The sequence below is a fragment of the Enterobacter asburiae genome (assembly GCF_024599655.1).
Taxonomy (GTDB): Bacteria; Pseudomonadota; Gammaproteobacteria; order Enterobacterales; family Enterobacteriaceae; genus Enterobacter; species Enterobacter asburiae_D.
In genome coordinates this window covers 896936-914170 of the sequence record NZ_CP102247.1, presented here as the reverse complement: position 1 = coordinate 914170, position 17235 = coordinate 896936, and the positions used below count along the sequence as shown (strand labels likewise).

The window sequence follows — 17235 nt, the reverse complement described above, 5'->3', positions numbered from 1 at the left end:
TTATTTTTCTTAGTGTAAGGTTGGCTTGCGGACTTCCGGCGCGGTCGGCTGTGAGCGCGTGAAGTTATCGTGGCACAGCAGTGCCGCCACGCGCACATACTCAATAATCTCTTCAAGAGACATTTCCAGCTCTTCCTGGTCTTCGTCTTCATCGTAGCCGAGCTGGGCAATGTTGCGCAGATCGTCGATCGCTTCACCCGCTTCGCCGGTCACTTTATCCAGTTTAGGCTGCGTCACGCCCAGCCCCAGCAGATAGTGGTTTACCCAGCCGGCCAGCGCATCGGCACGATCGAACACGCTGACGTCGTCCCCTTCAGGCAGATAAAGCTGAAAAAGGAAGCCATCGTCTTCCAACGAATCGCTGGTCGTCGCGTGCATTTTACGCAGCGCTTCTGCCAGTTCGTGACCAAACGCCAGCCCTTCGTTCGTGAGGTCGTGGATCAGCGGCTGCCAGGAGCTGTCGCTGTTTCCGCCGCACAGCATGCCACTGATCAGACCGTGCATTTCGGCAGGGGTTAAACCGATTCCCTGCTGGTTCAGTAACTGGTTTAAATCCTTGTAACCAGGCATTTCGTTCTGTATAGACATGAGCATTCGTCATCAAAGGGGGGAAGTTTCATGATATGCTACCACTTTGGACCCTGGTGATACCAGAAAAGGGCTTGTATCTTCACATCAGGGTAGCTATAGTGTCGCCCCTTCGCAGCCCCCGGGGCAGTAAGCGAAGGCAGCGCAGTCAATCAGCAGGAAGGTGGCATGTCTGCACAACCCGTCGATCTCCAGATTTTTGGCCGTTCACTGCGAGTGAATTGTCCGCCTGAACAAAGGGATGCTTTGAATCAGGCAGCGGACGATTTGAATCAGCGGTTGCAAGATCTAAAAGAACGCACTAGAGTCACAAATACTGAGCAGCTGGTTTTCATCGCCGCGTTGAACATCAGCTATGAACTGACTCAGGAAAAAGCGAAGACCCGCGACTACGCGGCAAGCATGGAGCAGCGCATTAAAATGCTCCAGCAGACCATAGAACAGGCATTGCTTGATCAAGGTCGCAATCCCGAAAGACCGGGACCAAAGTTTGAATAACACTTCTCAGTTGACTATGGTAGAGTAACTGTGAAGACAAAATTTCTCTGAGATGTTCGCAAGCGGGCCAGTCCCCTGAGCCGATATTTCATACCACAAGAATGTGGCGCTCCATGGTTGGTGAGCATGCTCGGTCCGTCCGAGAAGCCTTAAAACTATGACGACACATTCACCTTGAACCAAGGGTTCAAGGGTTACAGCCTGCGGCGGCATCTCGGAGATTCCCTCTCTTTTCTTCTACCGACTACCATGACTCAATTCCCTGAAGTTTCTGCTTCACGCCAGGACATCCGTCAGTTAATTCGTCAGCGCCGCCGTGCGTTAACCTCCGATCAGCAAGCGCATTTTGCCCAGCAGGCCGCCGCCCGTATGATGGCGTATCCCCCTGTCGTGATGGCGCACACCGTTGCGCTGTTTCTGTCGTTTGATGGAGAGCTGGATACCCAACCGCTGATAGAACAGCTCTGGCGCGCCGGGAAGAAGGTCTATCTGCCGGTGCTGCACCCGTTTAGCGACGGTAATCTGCTGTTTCTGCACTACCACCCGCACAGCGAGCTGGTGGTGAATCGCCTGAAAATCACCGAGCCGAAACTCGACGTGCGCGACGTGCTGCCGCTGTCACAGCTGGATGTGCTGATTACGCCGCTGGTGGCGTTTGATGAACAGGGCCAGCGTTTAGGGATGGGCGGCGGCTTTTACGACCGGACGCTGCAAAACTGGCAGCAGTACGGGTTGCAGCCGGTGGGCTATGCGCATGATTGTCAGGGCGTGGAGGCGTTGCCGGGGGAGAAGTGGGATGTGCCGCTGCCGGCGGTAGTGACGCCCAGCAAAATCTGGGTCTGGTAGAATAAAGCCGGGTGGCGCTTACGCTTACCCGGCCTACAAATTCTCAGCGTAGGTCGGGTAAGGCGCAGCCGCCACCCGACACCACAAACCACACCATCAGTACAGCAGACGCGCGCGAATCGTCCCCTGAATCGCCTTCATACTCTGCAGCGCTTTTTCGGCCACATCGTCATCCGCTTCGATATCAATAACCACGTAGCCCATCTGCGAGTTCGTTTGCAGATACTGCGCGGCAATGTTGACGCCCTGCTCGGCAAAGATCTGGTTAATCGCGGTCAGCACGCCCGGACGGTTTTCGTGGATGTGCAGCAGACGACGACCACCGTGCAGCGGCAGAGACACTTCCGGGAAGTTGACGGCAGAGAGCGTAGACCCGTTGTCGGAGTATTTGCTCAGCTTACCCGCCACTTCCAGGCCGATATTCTCCTGCGCTTCCTGAGTAGAACCGCCGATGTGCGGCGTCAGGATCACGTTGTCGAACTCGCACAGCGGAGAGGTAAACGGATCGCTGTTGGTGGCTGGCTCCGTCGGGAATACGTCGATGGCCGCGCCCGCCAGATGCTTACGCTTCAGCGCATCCGCCAGTGCTGGGATATCGACAACCGTGCCGCGCGCGGCGTTGATCAGCAGCGAGCCCGGCTTCATCAGCGCCAGCTCTTCCGCGCCCATCATGTTTTTGGTGGAGGCATTTTCCGGTACGTGCAGGCTCACCACATCGCTCATGTTCAGCAGGTCAGACAGGTGTTGAACCTGGGTCGCATTGCCCAGCGGCAGCTTGCTTTCGATATCGTAGAAAAATACGTGCATACCCAGGGATTCCGCCAGAATACCGAGCTGCGTACCGATGTGGCCGTAGCCGATAATCCCCAGCTTTTTACCACGCGCTTCGAAAGAGCCAGACGCCAGCTTGTTCCACACGCCGCGGTGCGCCTTGGCGTTCGCTTCTGGAATGCCGCGCAGCAGCAGAAGCAGCTCGCCAATCACCAGCTCCGCCACGGAACGGGTGTTGGAGAACGGGGCGTTGAAGACGGGAATACCGCGTCTGGCGGCAGCATTCAGGTCAACCTGGTTGGTTCCGATGCAGAAGCAGCCGATAGCCACCAGCTTTTCCGCCGCGGCAATAACGTCTTCAGTCAGATGAGTACGGGATCGCAGGCCAATGAAGTGGGCATCACGGATGGACGCTTTCAGCTCTTCGGTATCGAGCGCGCCTTTGTGAAATTCGATGTTGGTGTAACCTGCCGCACGAAGGCTATCGATTGCTTTTTGATGCACGCCCTCAACCAGCAGGAATTTAATCTTGTCTTTTTCCAGTGATACCTTTGCCATTTCCCCGACCCTGTTTTTGTCTGAACTGATGTTGTGCTGGATATGAATCCGCTGTAGCCAACATATCAAAAAAAACTATTGCAGCAATATGAACGTTTGCGTCGGCACTCTGAAGAAAAGTCATCCAGAGCAAAATGCCAGAGGAAAATGCTATGGAAATTTACAAACGCGGCAGGATCGGCAAAAGAGGCTGAAAAACGTGACACAAGTCACCGAATTTAGCTTTTCAAAAATTTTTTAGCGGGGGGAGGGCTCCCCCCGTCAGATCATTTTACGATGGTTTTCACGCCGTCAGCGGTGCCAATCAGCGCCACATCCGCGCCACGGTTGGCGAATAGCCCTACGGTCACTACGCCTGGGATAGCGTTGATGGCATTTTCCAGCGCAATTGCGTCGAGAATTTCCAGACCGTGAACATCGAGGATCACGTTACCGTTGTCGGTGACGACGCCCTGACGATATTCCGGACGACCGCCCAGCTTCACCAGCTGACGGGCAACCGCGCTACGCGCCATCGGGATCACTTCGACCGGCAGCGGGAAGTTACCCAGAATGTCGACCTGCTTGGAGGCGTCCGCGATGCAGATGAACTTGTCCGCAACGGAGGCGATGATTTTTTCGCGCGTCAGCGCCGCGCCGCCGCCTTTGATCATCTGCATGTGGCCGTTGATTTCATCCGCGCCATCAACGTAAATCCCCAGACGATCCACTTCGTTGAGATCGAAAACGGTAATGCCGAGGCTTTTCAGCTTTTCCGTGGAAGCATCAGAGCTGGAAACCGCGCCCTCGATTTGCCCCTTCATCGTGCCCAGTGCATCGATAAAGTGTGCCGCGGTTGATCCCGTACCGACACCGACAATGGTACCCGGCTGCACGTACTGGAGAGCGGCCCATCCTACTGCTTTTTTCAGTTCATCCTGCGTCATGATCGTTTTGCCTGTGGTGTGAAAACTCAGGGCGCATTATAGAACACGTCGAATGGAATTCGTCTGCCACGAAGGGAAAATTGTGTCATAGTGCAGAATAAGCAAAATTAAGGAGCCAGCCAGAGCAATGAAACGTCCGGACTACAGAACACTACAGGCACTTGATGCAGTTATTCGTGAACGCGGTTTTGAGCGCGCGGCGCAAAAGCTTTGCATCACCCAGTCCGCCGTATCACAGCGTATCAAACAGCTTGAAAACATGTTCGGCCAGCCGCTGCTGGTGCGTACCGTGCCGCCACGTCCTACCGAGCAGGGGCAAAAGCTCCTCGCCCTGCTGCGCCAGGTTGAACTGCTGGAAGACGAGTGGCTGGGTGACGAACAAACGGGCTCTACGCCGCTGCTGCTCTCTCTGGCGGTCAACGCCGACAGTCTGGCGACCTGGCTGCTGCCGGCCCTTGCGCCGGTATTAGCGGACTCCCCTATCCGCCTGAATTTACAGGTTGAAGATGAAACCCGAACCCAGGAACGCCTGCGTCGCGGTGAAGTGGTTGGGGCGGTCAGTATCCAGCCTCAGGCGCTGCCAAGCTGTCTTGTCGATCAGCTGGGTGCGCTGGACTACCTGTTTGTGGGTTCAAAAGCCTTTGCCGAGCGCTACTTCCCGAACGGCGTCACGCGCGCCGCGCTGCTGAAAGCCCCCGCCGTCGCGTTCGACCATCTGGACGATATGCACCAGGCATTCCTGCAGCAAAACTTCGATCTGCCGCCGGGCAGCGTGCCGTGCCATATCGTTAACTCGTCAGAAGCCTTTGTGCAGCTTGCGCGTCAGGGCACCACCTGCTGCATGATCCCGCATCTGCAGATTGAGAAAGAGTTGAAAAGCGGTGAGCTGATTGACCTGACGCCGGGGCTGTATCAGCGTCGGATGCTCTACTGGCACCGTTTTGCGCCGGAAAGCCGCATGATGCGCAACGTCACCGACGCGCTGCTGGCGTTTGGGCACAAGGTGTTGAGGCAGGATTAAAAAATAAGCCGGGTGGCGGCTTCGCCTTACCCGGCCTACAGATTACTGAGCCGGTTTCGGCTGTGCTGCCACAGGCTCCAGCTGGAAGACCACATCCACCTGATCGTCGAACTGAATGGTTGGCTGCTCGTAAGTTTCCTGAGCAGAAACCGGGGCTGCATCAGCCTTCATCATCCGTACCATCGGGCTTGGCTGGTAGTTAGAGACGTGGTAACGCACGCTATAAACCGGGCCGAGCTTGCTCTTAAAGCCAGAAGCCAGCTGTTCCGCCTGGTGAATGGCATCATCAATCGCCGCTTTACGCGCTTCGTCTTTGTATTTCTCCGGTTGCGCAACGCCCAGCGACACGGAACGAATTTCGTTCAGACCCGCCTTCAGCGCGCCATCCAGCAGCGAGTTAAGCTTATCCAACTGACGCACGGTCACCTCAACGGTACGCACGGCGCGGTAGCCTTTCAGGATGCTTTTACCATTCTGGTAGTCGTAATCAGGTTGAGTACGCAGGTTCGCGGAGTTGATATCCTTTTTACCTACACCGTTCTGCTCGAGGAAAGAGAGGTATTGCGCAACACGATCGTCAGCCTGCTTCTTGGCAGTTGCCGCATCTTTCGCAGCGACATTGACTTCAATTGCCAACGTTGCAACATCGGGGACCGCGTCCACGCTTGCGGTGCCTGAAGTGACGATGTGCGGGCCATCCGGCAGTTCACTTGCCTGCACCGACACCGCACCAAAACTTACTAATGCCGCCAGGGCCATCACCTTAAACTTCACTGTTATTCCTCCATGTTGCGAAGAGTGCCCATTAACAGGGCGCATGCCAGCAAGCTTAGCGGGTCTTGTTCAGTTGTCCATAAGACAAGGATTAGTTGAACAATTCCTGAACGTGGTGAATCCCCTCTTTTGCCAGCTGAAAAGCAATAAACCACATCACCAGCCCCACCAGCGTATTAATGATGCGCTGGGCTTTGGCCGTACGCAGACGAGGTGCCAGCCATGCGGCAAGAATGGCGAGACCGAAGAACCAGAGGAAAGAGGCGCTGACCGTGCCAAGCGCAAACCAGCGTTTCGGCTCAACGTCCAGCTGCCCTCCCAGGCTGCCCAGCACCACGAAGGTGTCCAGATAAACATGCGGATTAAGCCAGGTGACCGCCAGCATGGTGACGATAATCTTCCAGCGGCCCTGCTTCATGACTTCCGCGCTCGCCAGTTCGAGGTTGCTGCTCATCGCCGTTTTCAGGGCACCAAAACCATACCAGAGCAGAAACGCCACGCCGCCCCAGGTGACCAGCGCCAGCAGCCAGGGAGACTGCATCAGCAATGCGCTGCCGCCAAAAATCCCGGCACAGATCAGCAGTAAATCGCTTACCGCGCACAGCAGGGCAATCATCAGATGATACTGGCGGCGAATACCCTGGTTCATCACGAATGCATTTTGCGGGCCGAGGGGAAGGATCATGGCCGCACCTAAAGCAAGCCCTTGAAAGTAATAGGATAACATGACGAAATTCTCACAATATTGTTCTGGAAGGTGACTATACTGCGCGAATCACATTAGAGGAAATGGATAATATTAATTGGGGATTAGCAGTGCTTATAAAAATAAAGCCCGGTGTCGCTAGCGCTTACCGGGCCTGCGGGTGACGTTATTCTGCTTCTTTAACTTTTTTGACGTTTACGTCCATCTGCGGGTACGGGAAGCTGATGCCGTTGGCGTCGAAGTCGCGCTTAATGCGTTCCAGCACGTCCCAGTACACGTTTTGCAGATCGCTGCTCTTGCTCCAGATACGCACCACGAAGTTAATCGAGGACGCGCCCAGCTCGTTCAGGCGAACCGTCTGCTCTTTGTCTTTCAGAATGCGATCGTCTGACGCAATGATGTTGCTGATCAGCGACTTCACCTGATCGATGTCGGAGTCGTACGCCACGCTGATAATCAGTTCGTTACGACGCACCGGTTCACGGGAGAAGTTAATGATGTTGCCCGCAATGATTTTCCCGTTCGGCACGACCACGATGCGACCATCGACGGTACGCATGGTCGTTGAGAAAATCTGCACCTGCAGCACGGTCCCGGCAATGCCGCCAAGGTCAACGTATTCGCCGGAGCGGAACGGACGGAAGGTGACCAGCAGAACGCCTGCCGCCAGGTTTGAAAGCGAGCCCTGCAGCGCCAGACCAATAGCCAGACCGGCGGCACCGAGAACGGCAATGACGGAGGCGGTCTGCACGCCCACACGGCCCAGCGCCGCAATCAGCGTAAAGGCGATAATGCCGTAGCGCACCAGTGCGGAGAGGAAGTCAGCCACCGTGGCGTCAATGTGACGGGCCAGCATTACGCGGTTAACCGCGTTCGATACGATACGCGCCACGATCATCCCGACGATGATGATGGCAATCGCCGCGACAATGTTCACGGCATAGCTCAGCAGCAGCGCCTGGTTACGCACCAGCCAGTTACCGGCGTTATTGATGCTGTCTACAACATCGAGTTGTTCCATTTATTCTTCCTTTTGTTAAACCAAAACACAAAATCCATCCCCCATGGAGACAGGCAGGTCCGTAAAGGGTAAACAAAAAGCGCAAGTATTGCCAAACAGATCACAAAAACCGGCCCGGCAGGGTATTGAAAAAGCATAAAAAAAGGCCCGCATTTGCGGGCCTTCTGATGCTGTTAGCAGCTCAAATTACAGAACGTCTACCGCGTTCAGCTCTTTGAATGCCTGCTCCAGACGAGTAATCATAGAAGTCTGGGCAGCACGCAGCCATACGCGTGGATCGTAGTATTTTTTGTTCGGCTGGTCTTCGCCTTTCGGGTTGCCCAGCTGACCCTGCAGGTAAGCTTCGTTGGTTTTGTAGTACTGCAGGATACCGTCCCATGTTGCCCACTGGGTGTCGGTATCGATGTTCATTTTCACTACGCCGTAGCTTACGGAGTCTTTGATTTCCTGAGCAGAAGAACCGGAACCGCCGTGGAAGACGAAGTTCAGGCTGTTGTGCGGCAGGTTGTGTTTCTTAGAAACGTATTCCTGAGAATCACGCAGGATGGTCGGGGTCAGAACCACGTTACCTGGTTTGTAAACGCCGTGTACGTTACCGAAGGACGCTGCGATGGTGAAGCGTGGGCTGATTTTGCTCAGCTCAGTGTAAGCGTAATCAACATCTTCTGGCTGGGTGTACAGTGCAGAAGCGTCCATGTGGCTGTTGTCCACGCCGTCTTCTTCACCACCGGTGCAACCCAGTTCGATTTCCAGGGTCATGCCCATTTTGGCCATGCGCGCCAGGTATTTGGAGCAGATTTCGATGTTTTCGTGCAGAGACTCTTCAGACAGGTCGATCATGTGAGAAGAGAACAGTGGCTTACCGGTAGCTGCGAAGTGTTTTTCACCCGCGTCCAGCAGACCGTCGATCCACGGCAGCAGTTTCTTCGCGCAGTGGTCAGTGTGCAGGATAACTGGAACACCGTAGTGTTCAGCCATCTGGTGTACGTGGTGCGCACCAGAGATAGCACCCAGGATTGCAGCACCCTGAGGAATGTCAGTCTTCACGCCTTTACCTGCGATGAACGCAGCGCCGCCGTTAGAGAACTGAACGATAACTGGAGCTTTAACTTTAGCAGCAGTTTCCAGTACGGCGTTGATGGAGTCGGTACCCACGCAGTTAACTGCTGGCAGAGCGAAGTTGTTTTCTTTAGCTACCTGGAACACTTTCTGTACGTCATCACCAGTGATAACGCCAGGTTTTACGAAATCAAAAATTTTAGACATGTTGCTTAGTCCTGTATCTTCGGCCGTTAGAAAAGGTGCGAGCTCTTAAAAGCGCGCTGAAAATTGGGCAGGTTTCCCTGCCCTTGAATGGCTTACTTCTTAGCGCGCTCTTCGAGCATTGCTACTGCTGGCAGTACTTTGCCTTCCACGAATTCGAGGAATGCGCCGCCACCAGTGGAGATGTAGGAGATTTTGTCAGCGATACCGAACAGGTCGATTGCCGCCAGGGTGTCACCACCGCCTGCGATAGAGAACGCTTCGCTGTCTGCGATTGCGTTAGCAACGATTTCAGTACCTTTGCGGAAGTTCGGGAATTCGAACACGCCAACAGGACCGTTCCACAGGATAGTTTTTGCGTTTTTCAGGATTTCAGCCAGTTTCTGTGCAGAAACGTCGCCCAGGTCCAGAATCTGCTCTTCATCTTTGATGTCGTTTACAGATTTCAGGGTCGCGGTTGCGGTTTCGGAGAACTCGGTCGCTACGCGAACGTCAGACGGAACCGGGATATCGCAGGTGGTCAGCAGGCGTTTGGCTTCGTCAACCAGGTCTGCTTCGTACAGGGATTTACCCACGTTGTGGCCCTGAGCGGCAACGAAGGTGTTCGCGATACCACCGCCAACGATCAGCTGGTCAGCGATTTTAGACAGGGAATCCAGAACGGTCAGTTTGGTAGAAACTTTAGAACCACCAACGATAGCCACCATTGGACGAGCAGGTTCTTTCAGTGCTTTACCCAGCGCTTCCAGTTCGTCAGCCAGCAGAGGACCGGCGCAAGCAACATCTGCGAATTTACCGATACCGTGGGTTGAAGCCTGTGCACGGTGAGCCGTACCGAAAGCATCCATTACGAATACGTCGCACAGCGCAGCGTATTTTTTAGACAGGGTTTCGTCGTCTTTCTTTTCGCCTTTGTTGAAGCGAACGTTTTCCAGAACAACCAGTTCACCGGCAGCAACTTCAACGCCGTCCAGGTAATCTTTCACCAGGCGAACCGGGCTGGACAGTTTGTCTTTCAGGTAATTAACCACTGGCAGCAGAGAGAACTCTTCGTTGTACTCGCCTTCAGTTGGACGACCCAGGTGGGAGGTGACCATCACTTTCGCGCCCTGCTTCAGAGCCAGCTCGATGGTTGGCAGAGATGCACGGATACGCGCGTCGCTGGTCACTTTGCCATCTTTAACCGGTACGTTCAGATCGGCACGGATGAAAACGCGTTTACCAGCCAGATCCAGATCGGTCATCTTAATTACAGACATGGTGAATCCTCTCGTTGATTCTTAAAGTTTTGCAGACGCACAATGCGTCTTACCTGAAACCTTGAGCGGCCATTGCTAACGTGGTGTCGAGCATTCGGTTAGCAAAGCCCCATTCGTTATCACACCAGACCAGCGTCTTGATAAGGTGTGCGCCACTGACTCTCGTTTGCGTGCCATCGACGATGGCGCTGTGCGGGTCGTGGTTAAAATCTACTGAGACCAACGGTAATTCCGTATAGTCAACTATACCATGAAATGCCCCCTGTGCCGCTTTTTGCAGCAACAGGTTGACTTCACAGGCTTTTACCGGTTTTTTCACCGTCACGCTGAGGTCGATCGCGGTCACGTTAATCGTTGGGACACGCACGGCAATCGCTTCAAACCGGTCGTTAAACTGCGGAAAAATTCGGGTGATCCCTGCCGCCAGTTTAGTATCCACCGGAATGATTGACTGGCTCGCCGCGCGAGTGCGTCGTAAATCCGGATGGTAGGCGTCGATAACCTGCTGATCGTGCATGGCGGAGTGAATCGTGGTCACGGTGCCGGATTCAATGCCATACGCATCGTCTAACAGTTTGATGACCGGAATAATGCAGTTGGTGGTACAGGAGGCGTTGGAAACAATGCGGTGTTCGGCCTGCAGCTCATGCTGGTTGACGCCAAACACGACGGTCGCGTCGAGGTCGTTACTGCCGGGATGAGAAAACAGGACTTTTTTCGCGCCGGCAGCCAGATGTGCTTCGCCATGTTCGCGGTTGCCGTAGACACCGGTACAGTCAAGCACCACATCCACACCCAGCTCACGCCACGGTAGCCCGGCGATGCTGCTCTCATGCAGTACGCGGATGGCATCGTCGCCGACAAACAGCTGATCTCTTTCCTGGCGAACATCCCAGGCAAAGCGTCCATGGCTGGTGTCATATTTCAACAAATGCGCCATGCCCGTAGCATCCGCCAGTTCATTGATTGCCACCACGGTTATTTCCGCCCGACGTCCGGATTCATACAAAGCACGAACCACATTACGTCCGATGCGACCGAAGCCATTAATCGCTACGCGTACGGTCATAGATCTCCTGCAAAGCAATCCCTGAGTTTGAGGTGGCTGAAAGAGTAATCCAGCTACGCCCGAAGGGGAATCCTTGCTGTCACAAACTGCGATTGATTGGTCAATTGTCGAACATTTAATCGACTGAAACGCTTCAGCAAGAATAAGCGAATCGGGGAATAAAAGGAATGTCTGTCCAGATGAATAAGCGAGCTATATGACTTGCGTCACATTTTAGGTGGAATAATGTCTACAAAAAAGCCGGGTGGCGCGCTAGCGCTTACCCGGCCTACTTTCGTGCCATTTGTAGGCCCGGTAAGCGCTAGCGCGCCACCGGGCAAAACAGCAATTACAGCAGTTCTTTCGCTTTCGCGACAACGTTCTCAACGGTGAAGCCGAACTCTTCGAACAGCAGCTCTGCCGGAGCAGACTCACCGAAGGTGGTCATACCGACGATGGCACCGTTCAGGCCCACGTATTTGAACCAGTAGTCAGCGATACCCGCTTCCACTGCCACGCGAGCGGAAACCGCTTTAGGCAGCACGGATTCACGGTAAGCGGCATCCTGCTTGTCGAACGCGTCGGTAGACGGCATGGAAACCACGCGCGCTTTCACGCCTTCGGCAGTCAGTTTTTCCCACGCGGCAACAGCCAGTTCAACTTCAGAACCGGTGGCAATGAAGATCAGCTCTGGCTGGCCCGCGCAATCTTTCAGCACGTAACCACCGCGAGCGATGTTCGCCAGCTGCTCAGGCGTACGCTCCTGCTGTGCCAGGTTCTGACGGGAGAGGATCAGCGCGGTTGGACCGTCCTGACGCTCAACACCGTATTTCCACGCTACCGCGGATTCAACCTGGTCACATGGACGCCATGTGCTCATGTTCGGGGTCACGCGCAGGGAAGCCACCTGCTCTACCGGCTGGTGAGTTGGGCCATCTTCACCCAGACCGATGGAGTCGTGGGTGTAGACCATCACCTGACGCTGTTTCATCAGCGCGGCCATACGCACGGCGTTACGTGCATATTCCACGAACATCAGGAAGGTAGAGGTGTACGGCAGGAAACCACCGTGCAGGGAGATACCGTTGGCAATCGCAGTCATACCGAATTCACGTACACCGTAATGGATGTAGTTACCGGCAGTGTCTTCGTTGATCGCTTTAGAACCGGACCACAGGGTCAGGTTAGATGGCGCCAGGTCAGCGGAGCCGCCGAGGAATTCAGGCAACAGAGGACCGAACGCTTCAATCGCATTCTGAGACGCTTTACGGCTCGCGATTTTAGACGGGTTCGCCTGCAGCTTAGCGATGAACTCGTTCGCTTTCGCGTCGAAGTCGGACGGCATGTCGCCTTTCATACGACGGGTGAATTCAGCCGCTTCCTGCGGGAACGCTTTCGCATAGGCAGCGAACTTCTCGTTCCAGGCCGCTTCTTTCGCCTGGCCTACTTCTTTTGCATCCCACTGAGCGTAGATCTCAGATGGGATTTCGAATGCAGGGTGTTTCCAGCCCAGTGCTTCACGGGTCAGTGCGATTTCCGCGTCGCCCAGCGGCGCGCCGTGGGAGTCGTGAGTACCCGCTTTGTTCGGGGAGCCGAAGCCGATGATGGTTTTGCACATCAGCAGGGACGGTTTGTCCGTCACAGCGCGCGCTTCTTCCACTGCACGTTTAATCGAGTCAGCATCGTGGCCATCAACGCCACGCACAACGTGCCAGCCGTAGGCTTCGAAACGTGCTGCGGTGTCGTCGGTGAACCAGCCTTCAACGTGGCCGTCGATGGAGATACCGTTGTCGTCATAGAACGCAACCAGTTTGCCCAGCTTCAGGGTACCTGCCAGGGAGCACACTTCGTGAGAAATGCCTTCCATCATGCAGCCGTCGCCCATGAACGCATAGGTGAAGTGGTCTACGATGTCGTGACCAGGACGGTTGAACTGCGCCGCCAGCGTCTTCTCAGCAATCGCCATACCCACAGCGTTAGCAATACCCTGACCCAGCGGGCCGGTGGTGGTTTCTACGCCAGCGGTGTAACCCACTTCCGGGTGACCTGGAGTTTTAGAGTGCAGCTGACGGAAGTTTTTCAGCTCTTCAATTGGCAGATCGTAGCCGGTGAGGTGCAGCAGGCTATAGATCAGCATTGAGCCGTGGCCGTTGGACAGCACGAAGCGGTCGCGGTCAGCCCATGACGGGTTCTGCGGGTTGTGGTTCAGGAAATCACGCCACAGGACTTCGGCGATATCAGCCATACCCATAGGAGCCCCTGGGTGGCCGGATTTGGCTTTCTGTACTGCGTCCATGCTCAGCGCACGAATAGCATTAGCAAGCTCTTTACGTGAGGACATTTTAACTCCAGATCGGACTGTTAAAGGCCATGCCCTTGACGACAGCGCGTTTTGGGCTACGCCGGAAAAAAGTGCCAACAATGTAACCCAAGCCGCAAGTCATGTACATGGAGCATTCTTTTGCTTGTTAAGAAATCTCTGGATCATGCTCGCATGTTGCGCAATCTACTCGCCCGGCTCTGTCGATATTCCTTATACTTAGCTCGACACCGGCTTCGCTGACGGTGCATTTTTCGGATTTTATTCAGATTAACGAGTACGGAAGCAACCTCATGAAAATGCGTGCAATAGTGCTGGCCCTGGGTACAACGCTCCTGCTGAGCGGCTGTCAGAATATGGATTCTAACGGTCTGATGACGTCAGGCGCAGAGGCCTTTCAGGCCTATTCCCTGAGCGATGCGCAGGTGAAAGCGCTGAGCGACCAGGCCTGTAAAGATATGGACGGAAAAGCCACGCTTGCGCCGGCTAACAGTACCTACACGCAGCGTCTGAATAAGATTGCGTCCGCGCTGGGCGACAACATCAACGGCCAGCCGGTGAACTACAAGGTGTACATGGCGAAAGACGTGAACGCCTTCGCGATGGCGAACGGCTGTATCCGCGTCTATAGCGGGCTGATGGACATGATGACCGACAACGAAGTGGAAGCGGTCATCGGCCATGAAATGGGCCACGTTGCCCTGGGCCACGTGAAGAAAGGGATGCAGGTTGCCCTGGGCACCAATGCCATCCGCGCAGCGGCGGCGTCAGCGGGCGGTATCGTTGGCAGCCTGTCGCAGTCACAGCTTGGCGACGTGGGTGAAAAGCTGGTTAACTCTCAGTTCTCACAGCGCCAGGAGTCCGAGGCGGATGACTACTCCTACGATCTGTTGCGCAAACGCGGCATTAATCCATCAGGTTTAGCCACCAGTTTCGAAAAACTGGCCAAGCTGGAAGCGGGACGCCAAAGCTCCATGTTTGACGATCACCCTGCCTCAGAAGAACGCGCGCAGCATATTCGCGACCGCATGGCCGCAGACGGAATTAAATAATTTTACCGGGAGGCAGTTTTGCCTCCCTTTTATTTCGCATGAATTGTTAACTTAACAGCACGTATCGATAACACCTCTGAAAGCCCCGCCAAATCTGTCCTGTCACATTGAAACGTCTGGTCACATATTTATTGCAATCATTAATATTTCCGGTAATTATCACCCCGCAGTTATTCAAATTAATATATCCAGACAGAGACGTTCCCTCCGTGAAAAAAGAATTATCATTAATTGCTTTAAGTTTATTTGCCACATTACCTGCCGCTGCAAGCCAGCAATCCGACAGCCAGGGTTTTATTGACGACAGCCATCTGGATCTGTTTTTACGCAATGCGTATATCAGCCGCGACTACCATCAGGGCCAGCAGGACAAAGCCGAATGGGGTCAGGGGATCATCGCCACGTTTGCATCCGGCTATACCGAAGGGCTGGTGGGCTTTGGTGTGGACGGTATTGCTCAATACGGCGTGCGCCTGGACGGCGGCCGTGGCAAAAGCGGCGCAGGCGGCATCGACTTCTTTAAACAGGAAGATGATGGCCGGGCAAAATCCGATCTGGCAAAGTTTGGCGCTACCGCCAAAATGCGCATATCAAACACCGTGCTGAGCTACGGAAATCAGCGTCCTGAGCTGCCTATCATCAATGCAGACAGCTCCCGCCTGCTGTTTGAAAGCTACACCGGCACCATGCTCACCTCGAAAGAGATCGACGGTCTGGAAGTCAACGCCGGTTACTTCACCGACGAGCAGCGTAAAAGCGATGACCGCCACGACAGCGGACTGAAGAGCCTCTCTTTCGGCGGTGCGAGCTATCAGTTTAACGACCAGTTCAGCGGCGCGCTGTACGCCTCTCATAATGAAGAGGTGATGAACAAGCAGTACCTGGGCATGAACTTCAAACAGCCGTTCAGCACCGGGCAGCAGCTGGTACTCGACTTCAACGGCTATAACTCCCGTCTGGATCAGGGTTACGCGGACAGCCTCGACACGGGCCGCAGCAACACCATCTGGAGCCTGGCGGCGAGCTACATCTGGGACATTCACACGTTCAAAGTGGCTTACCAGCAGAGCAGCGGCAGCACCGGCTACAACTACGGCGGCTATCGCGACAAGGGTGGCGTGGGTGACGGCGGTAACACCATCTGGCTGGCGAACTCCTACTGGTCTGATTTTAACGGCGAAGATGAACGTTCCTGGCAGGCATCCTACGGTCTGGACTTTAGCGGCCTTGGCTTACCGGGCCTGAGCTGGACCACCGCCTACGTGCGCGGCGATAACATCAAAACCTCTGAAACCAGCAACGGTAAAGAGCACGAGTGGTTTAACCAGATCCAGTACAAGGTACAGGACGGTCCGGCGAAAGACCTGACGCTGCGCCTGCGCTACTCCGTCCTGCGTGTCTCCAGCAACGCCAGCGAGTACAACGTGGGCGGGGATGAGATCCGCGCTTACGTGGAATACCCGTTTAACGTGTTCTAAAGGCAATAAAAAACCTCTCAAGAGAGAGGTTTTTTTTCACGCCAGGCGAGGCTTACTCGCCTTTCTTAGCAGCCTGAATATAGAGCATTTCCAGCGCCAGGGTCGCTGCGGCCAGCGCAGTGATCTCGGACTGATCGTACGCAGGCGCCACTTCCACCACGTCCATCCCGACAATGTTCAGATCCTTCAGACCGCGCACCAGCTTGATGGCACGATCTGAGGTCAAACCGCCGATGACCGGCGTACCGGTGCCCGGTGCAAATGCCGGATCCAGGCAGTCGATGTCGAAGGTCAGATACACGGGCATATCACCCACGATCTGCTTCACCTGAGCGATGATGTCATCCACGCCGCGATCGTTAACCTGGCCCGCGTCCAGCACGGTGAAACCGTTGTCTTTGTCGAACTCGGTACGAATACCGATCTGCACGGAGTGGTTAGGATCGATCAGACCTTCGTTCGGCGCGGTGAAGAACATGGTGCCGTGGTCGAACTCGCAGCCGTTCGCGTAGGTGTCGGTATGCGCATCGAAGTGCACCAGCGCCATTTTACCGAAGTGCTTCGCGTGGGCGCGCAGCAGCGGCAGGGTCACGAAGTGGTCGCCGCCGAAGGAGAGCATGCGCTTGCCGGCAGCCAGCAGCTTCTCGGCGTGCGCCTGCAGCTTTTCGCTCATCTCACGCGCGTCGCCGAAGGCATACACCAGGTCACCGCAGTCCACCACGTTCAGGCGCTCGCGCATGTCGAAGTTCCACGGGAAGCGGTTATGCTCCCAGGCCAGGTTCGTGGAAACCTGACGGATTGCTGCCGGGCCGTGACGACCACCCGCGCGACCGGACGTTGCCATGTCGAACGGTACGCCGGTGATCACCCAGTCAGCGTCGCTGTCGTAAGGCTGGAAGTTCATCGGAAGGCGTAAAAAACCAAACGCGTTAGATACCAGAGAGTTATCGTACTGATGACCTAAAGTGCTCATGTCCTGACCTCTTTTAAAGTCGATACATTAAAAACAGATGAAAAAAAATCCCCTCCGCGTCGTTAAACCCGACGAGGAAGGGATTGATTCGTAAATCGCTTATTGGGGCGAATTATCGCCGGTAATGCATACG

The 17235-nt window shown here is 55.0% G+C and carries 16 protein-coding genes and 1 other RNA gene; 6 read left to right on the top strand and 11 right to left on the bottom strand.

What is annotated here, in order from left to right:
- Nucleotides 1–9 precede the first annotated feature (9 nt).
- Nucleotides 10–588 (bottom strand): YecA/YgfB family protein, encoded by a 579-nt coding sequence (locus NQ230_RS04470; protein WP_257260170.1) that lies wholly within the window; start codon nucleotides 586–588, stop codon nucleotides 10–12.
- A 168-nt stretch (nucleotides 589–756) separates the two neighbouring features.
- On the opposite strand from NQ230_RS04470, the gene zapA reads away from it, so the two are divergent.
- The 3 genes from zapA to NQ230_RS04455 all read left to right on the top strand — a co-directional run bounded on the left by zapA (nucleotide 757) and on the right by NQ230_RS04455 (nucleotide 1932).
- Nucleotides 757–1086 carry a cell division protein ZapA gene (gene zapA, locus NQ230_RS04465; protein ID WP_006811891.1) on the top strand — a complete coding sequence of 110 codons (330 nt, stop codon included), beginning with the start codon at nucleotides 757–759 and terminating at the stop codon, nucleotides 1084–1086.
- A gap of 41 nt (nucleotides 1087–1127) precedes the next feature.
- A non-coding RNA gene (gene ssrS, locus NQ230_RS04460) (6S RNA) lies at nucleotides 1128–1311 on the top strand.
- A gap of 24 nt (nucleotides 1312–1335) precedes the next feature.
- Nucleotides 1336–1932, top strand: a complete 597-nt coding sequence (locus NQ230_RS04455; protein ID WP_257260168.1) for a 5-formyltetrahydrofolate cyclo-ligase — start codon at nucleotides 1336–1338, stop codon at nucleotides 1930–1932.
- Between the two features lie 96 nt (nucleotides 1933–2028).
- Here NQ230_RS04455 and serA read toward each other — a convergent pair whose 3' ends face one another.
- The gene (serA, locus tag NQ230_RS04450) at nucleotides 2029–3261 is read right to left on the bottom strand and encodes a phosphoglycerate dehydrogenase (RefSeq protein ID WP_211446504.1); all 1233 of its coding nucleotides are present in this window, start codon (nucleotides 3259–3261) and stop codon (nucleotides 2029–2031) included.
- A gap of 266 nt (nucleotides 3262–3527) precedes the next feature.
- Nucleotides 3528–4187: a ribose-5-phosphate isomerase RpiA gene (gene rpiA, locus NQ230_RS04445; RefSeq protein WP_014885151.1), complete on the bottom strand. Its 660-nt coding sequence runs from the start codon at nucleotides 4185–4187 to the stop codon at nucleotides 3528–3530.
- Nucleotides 4188–4314: 127 nt separating this feature from the next.
- Here rpiA and argP point away from each other — a divergent pair, with 127 nt between their 5' ends.
- Nucleotides 4315–5208: a DNA-binding transcriptional regulator ArgP gene (gene argP / locus NQ230_RS04440; RefSeq protein WP_003860089.1), complete on the top strand. Its 894-nt coding sequence runs from the start codon at nucleotides 4315–4317 to the stop codon at nucleotides 5206–5208.
- A 42-nt stretch (nucleotides 5209–5250) separates the two neighbouring features.
- Here the strand turns inward: argP and NQ230_RS04435 are convergent, their stop codons facing one another.
- From NQ230_RS04435 to tkt, 7 genes are all read right to left on the bottom strand, one after another.
- Nucleotides 5251–5982 (bottom strand): oxidative stress defense protein, encoded by a 732-nt coding sequence (locus tag NQ230_RS04435; protein WP_008499728.1) that lies wholly within the window; start codon nucleotides 5980–5982, stop codon nucleotides 5251–5253.
- Nucleotides 5983–6073: 91 nt separating this feature from the next.
- A complete protein-coding gene (gene argO / locus NQ230_RS04430; protein ID WP_021242063.1) occupies nucleotides 6074–6709 on the bottom strand; it encodes an arginine exporter ArgO in 636 nt (211 codons plus the stop codon).
- A 145-nt stretch (nucleotides 6710–6854) separates the two neighbouring features.
- Entirely contained in the window at nucleotides 6855–7709 is an 855-nt protein-coding gene (mscS, locus tag NQ230_RS04425) for a small-conductance mechanosensitive channel MscS (RefSeq protein WP_024906566.1), read from the bottom strand.
- A 186-nt stretch (nucleotides 7710–7895) separates the two neighbouring features.
- Nucleotides 7896–8975 (bottom strand): class II fructose-bisphosphate aldolase, encoded by a 1080-nt coding sequence (fbaA, locus tag NQ230_RS04420; protein ID WP_029739216.1) that lies wholly within the window; start codon nucleotides 8973–8975, stop codon nucleotides 7896–7898.
- 92 nt (nucleotides 8976–9067) lie between these two features.
- A complete protein-coding gene (pgk, locus tag NQ230_RS04415) occupies nucleotides 9068–10231 on the bottom strand; it encodes a phosphoglycerate kinase (RefSeq protein ID WP_121424606.1) in 1164 nt (387 codons plus the stop codon).
- A 49-nt stretch (nucleotides 10232–10280) separates the two neighbouring features.
- Complete coding sequence (gene epd, locus NQ230_RS04410; protein WP_121424607.1) at nucleotides 10281–11300, bottom strand: erythrose-4-phosphate dehydrogenase; 1020 nt, start codon at nucleotides 11298–11300, stop codon at nucleotides 10281–10283.
- Between the two features lie 328 nt (nucleotides 11301–11628).
- Nucleotides 11629–13620: a transketolase gene (tkt, locus tag NQ230_RS04405; RefSeq protein WP_159514860.1), complete on the bottom strand. Its 1992-nt coding sequence runs from the start codon at nucleotides 13618–13620 to the stop codon at nucleotides 11629–11631.
- A 272-nt stretch (nucleotides 13621–13892) separates the two neighbouring features.
- Here tkt and loiP point away from each other — a divergent pair, with 272 nt between their 5' ends.
- Together loiP and NQ230_RS04395 are read left to right on the top strand one after the other, a co-directional pair.
- Nucleotides 13893–14651: a metalloprotease LoiP gene (gene loiP / locus NQ230_RS04400; protein WP_021242066.1), complete on the top strand. Its 759-nt coding sequence runs from the start codon at nucleotides 13893–13895 to the stop codon at nucleotides 14649–14651.
- Between the two features lie 209 nt (nucleotides 14652–14860).
- Nucleotides 14861–16129, top strand: a complete 1269-nt coding sequence (locus NQ230_RS04395; protein ID WP_257260162.1) for an OprD family outer membrane porin — start codon at nucleotides 14861–14863, stop codon at nucleotides 16127–16129.
- Nucleotides 16130–16181: 52 nt separating this feature from the next.
- Here the strand turns inward: NQ230_RS04395 and speB are convergent, their stop codons facing one another.
- Nucleotides 16182–17102 (bottom strand): agmatinase, encoded by a 921-nt coding sequence (gene speB / locus NQ230_RS04390; protein ID WP_014071686.1) that lies wholly within the window; start codon nucleotides 17100–17102, stop codon nucleotides 16182–16184.
- Nucleotides 17103–17235: the final 133 nt, after the last annotated feature.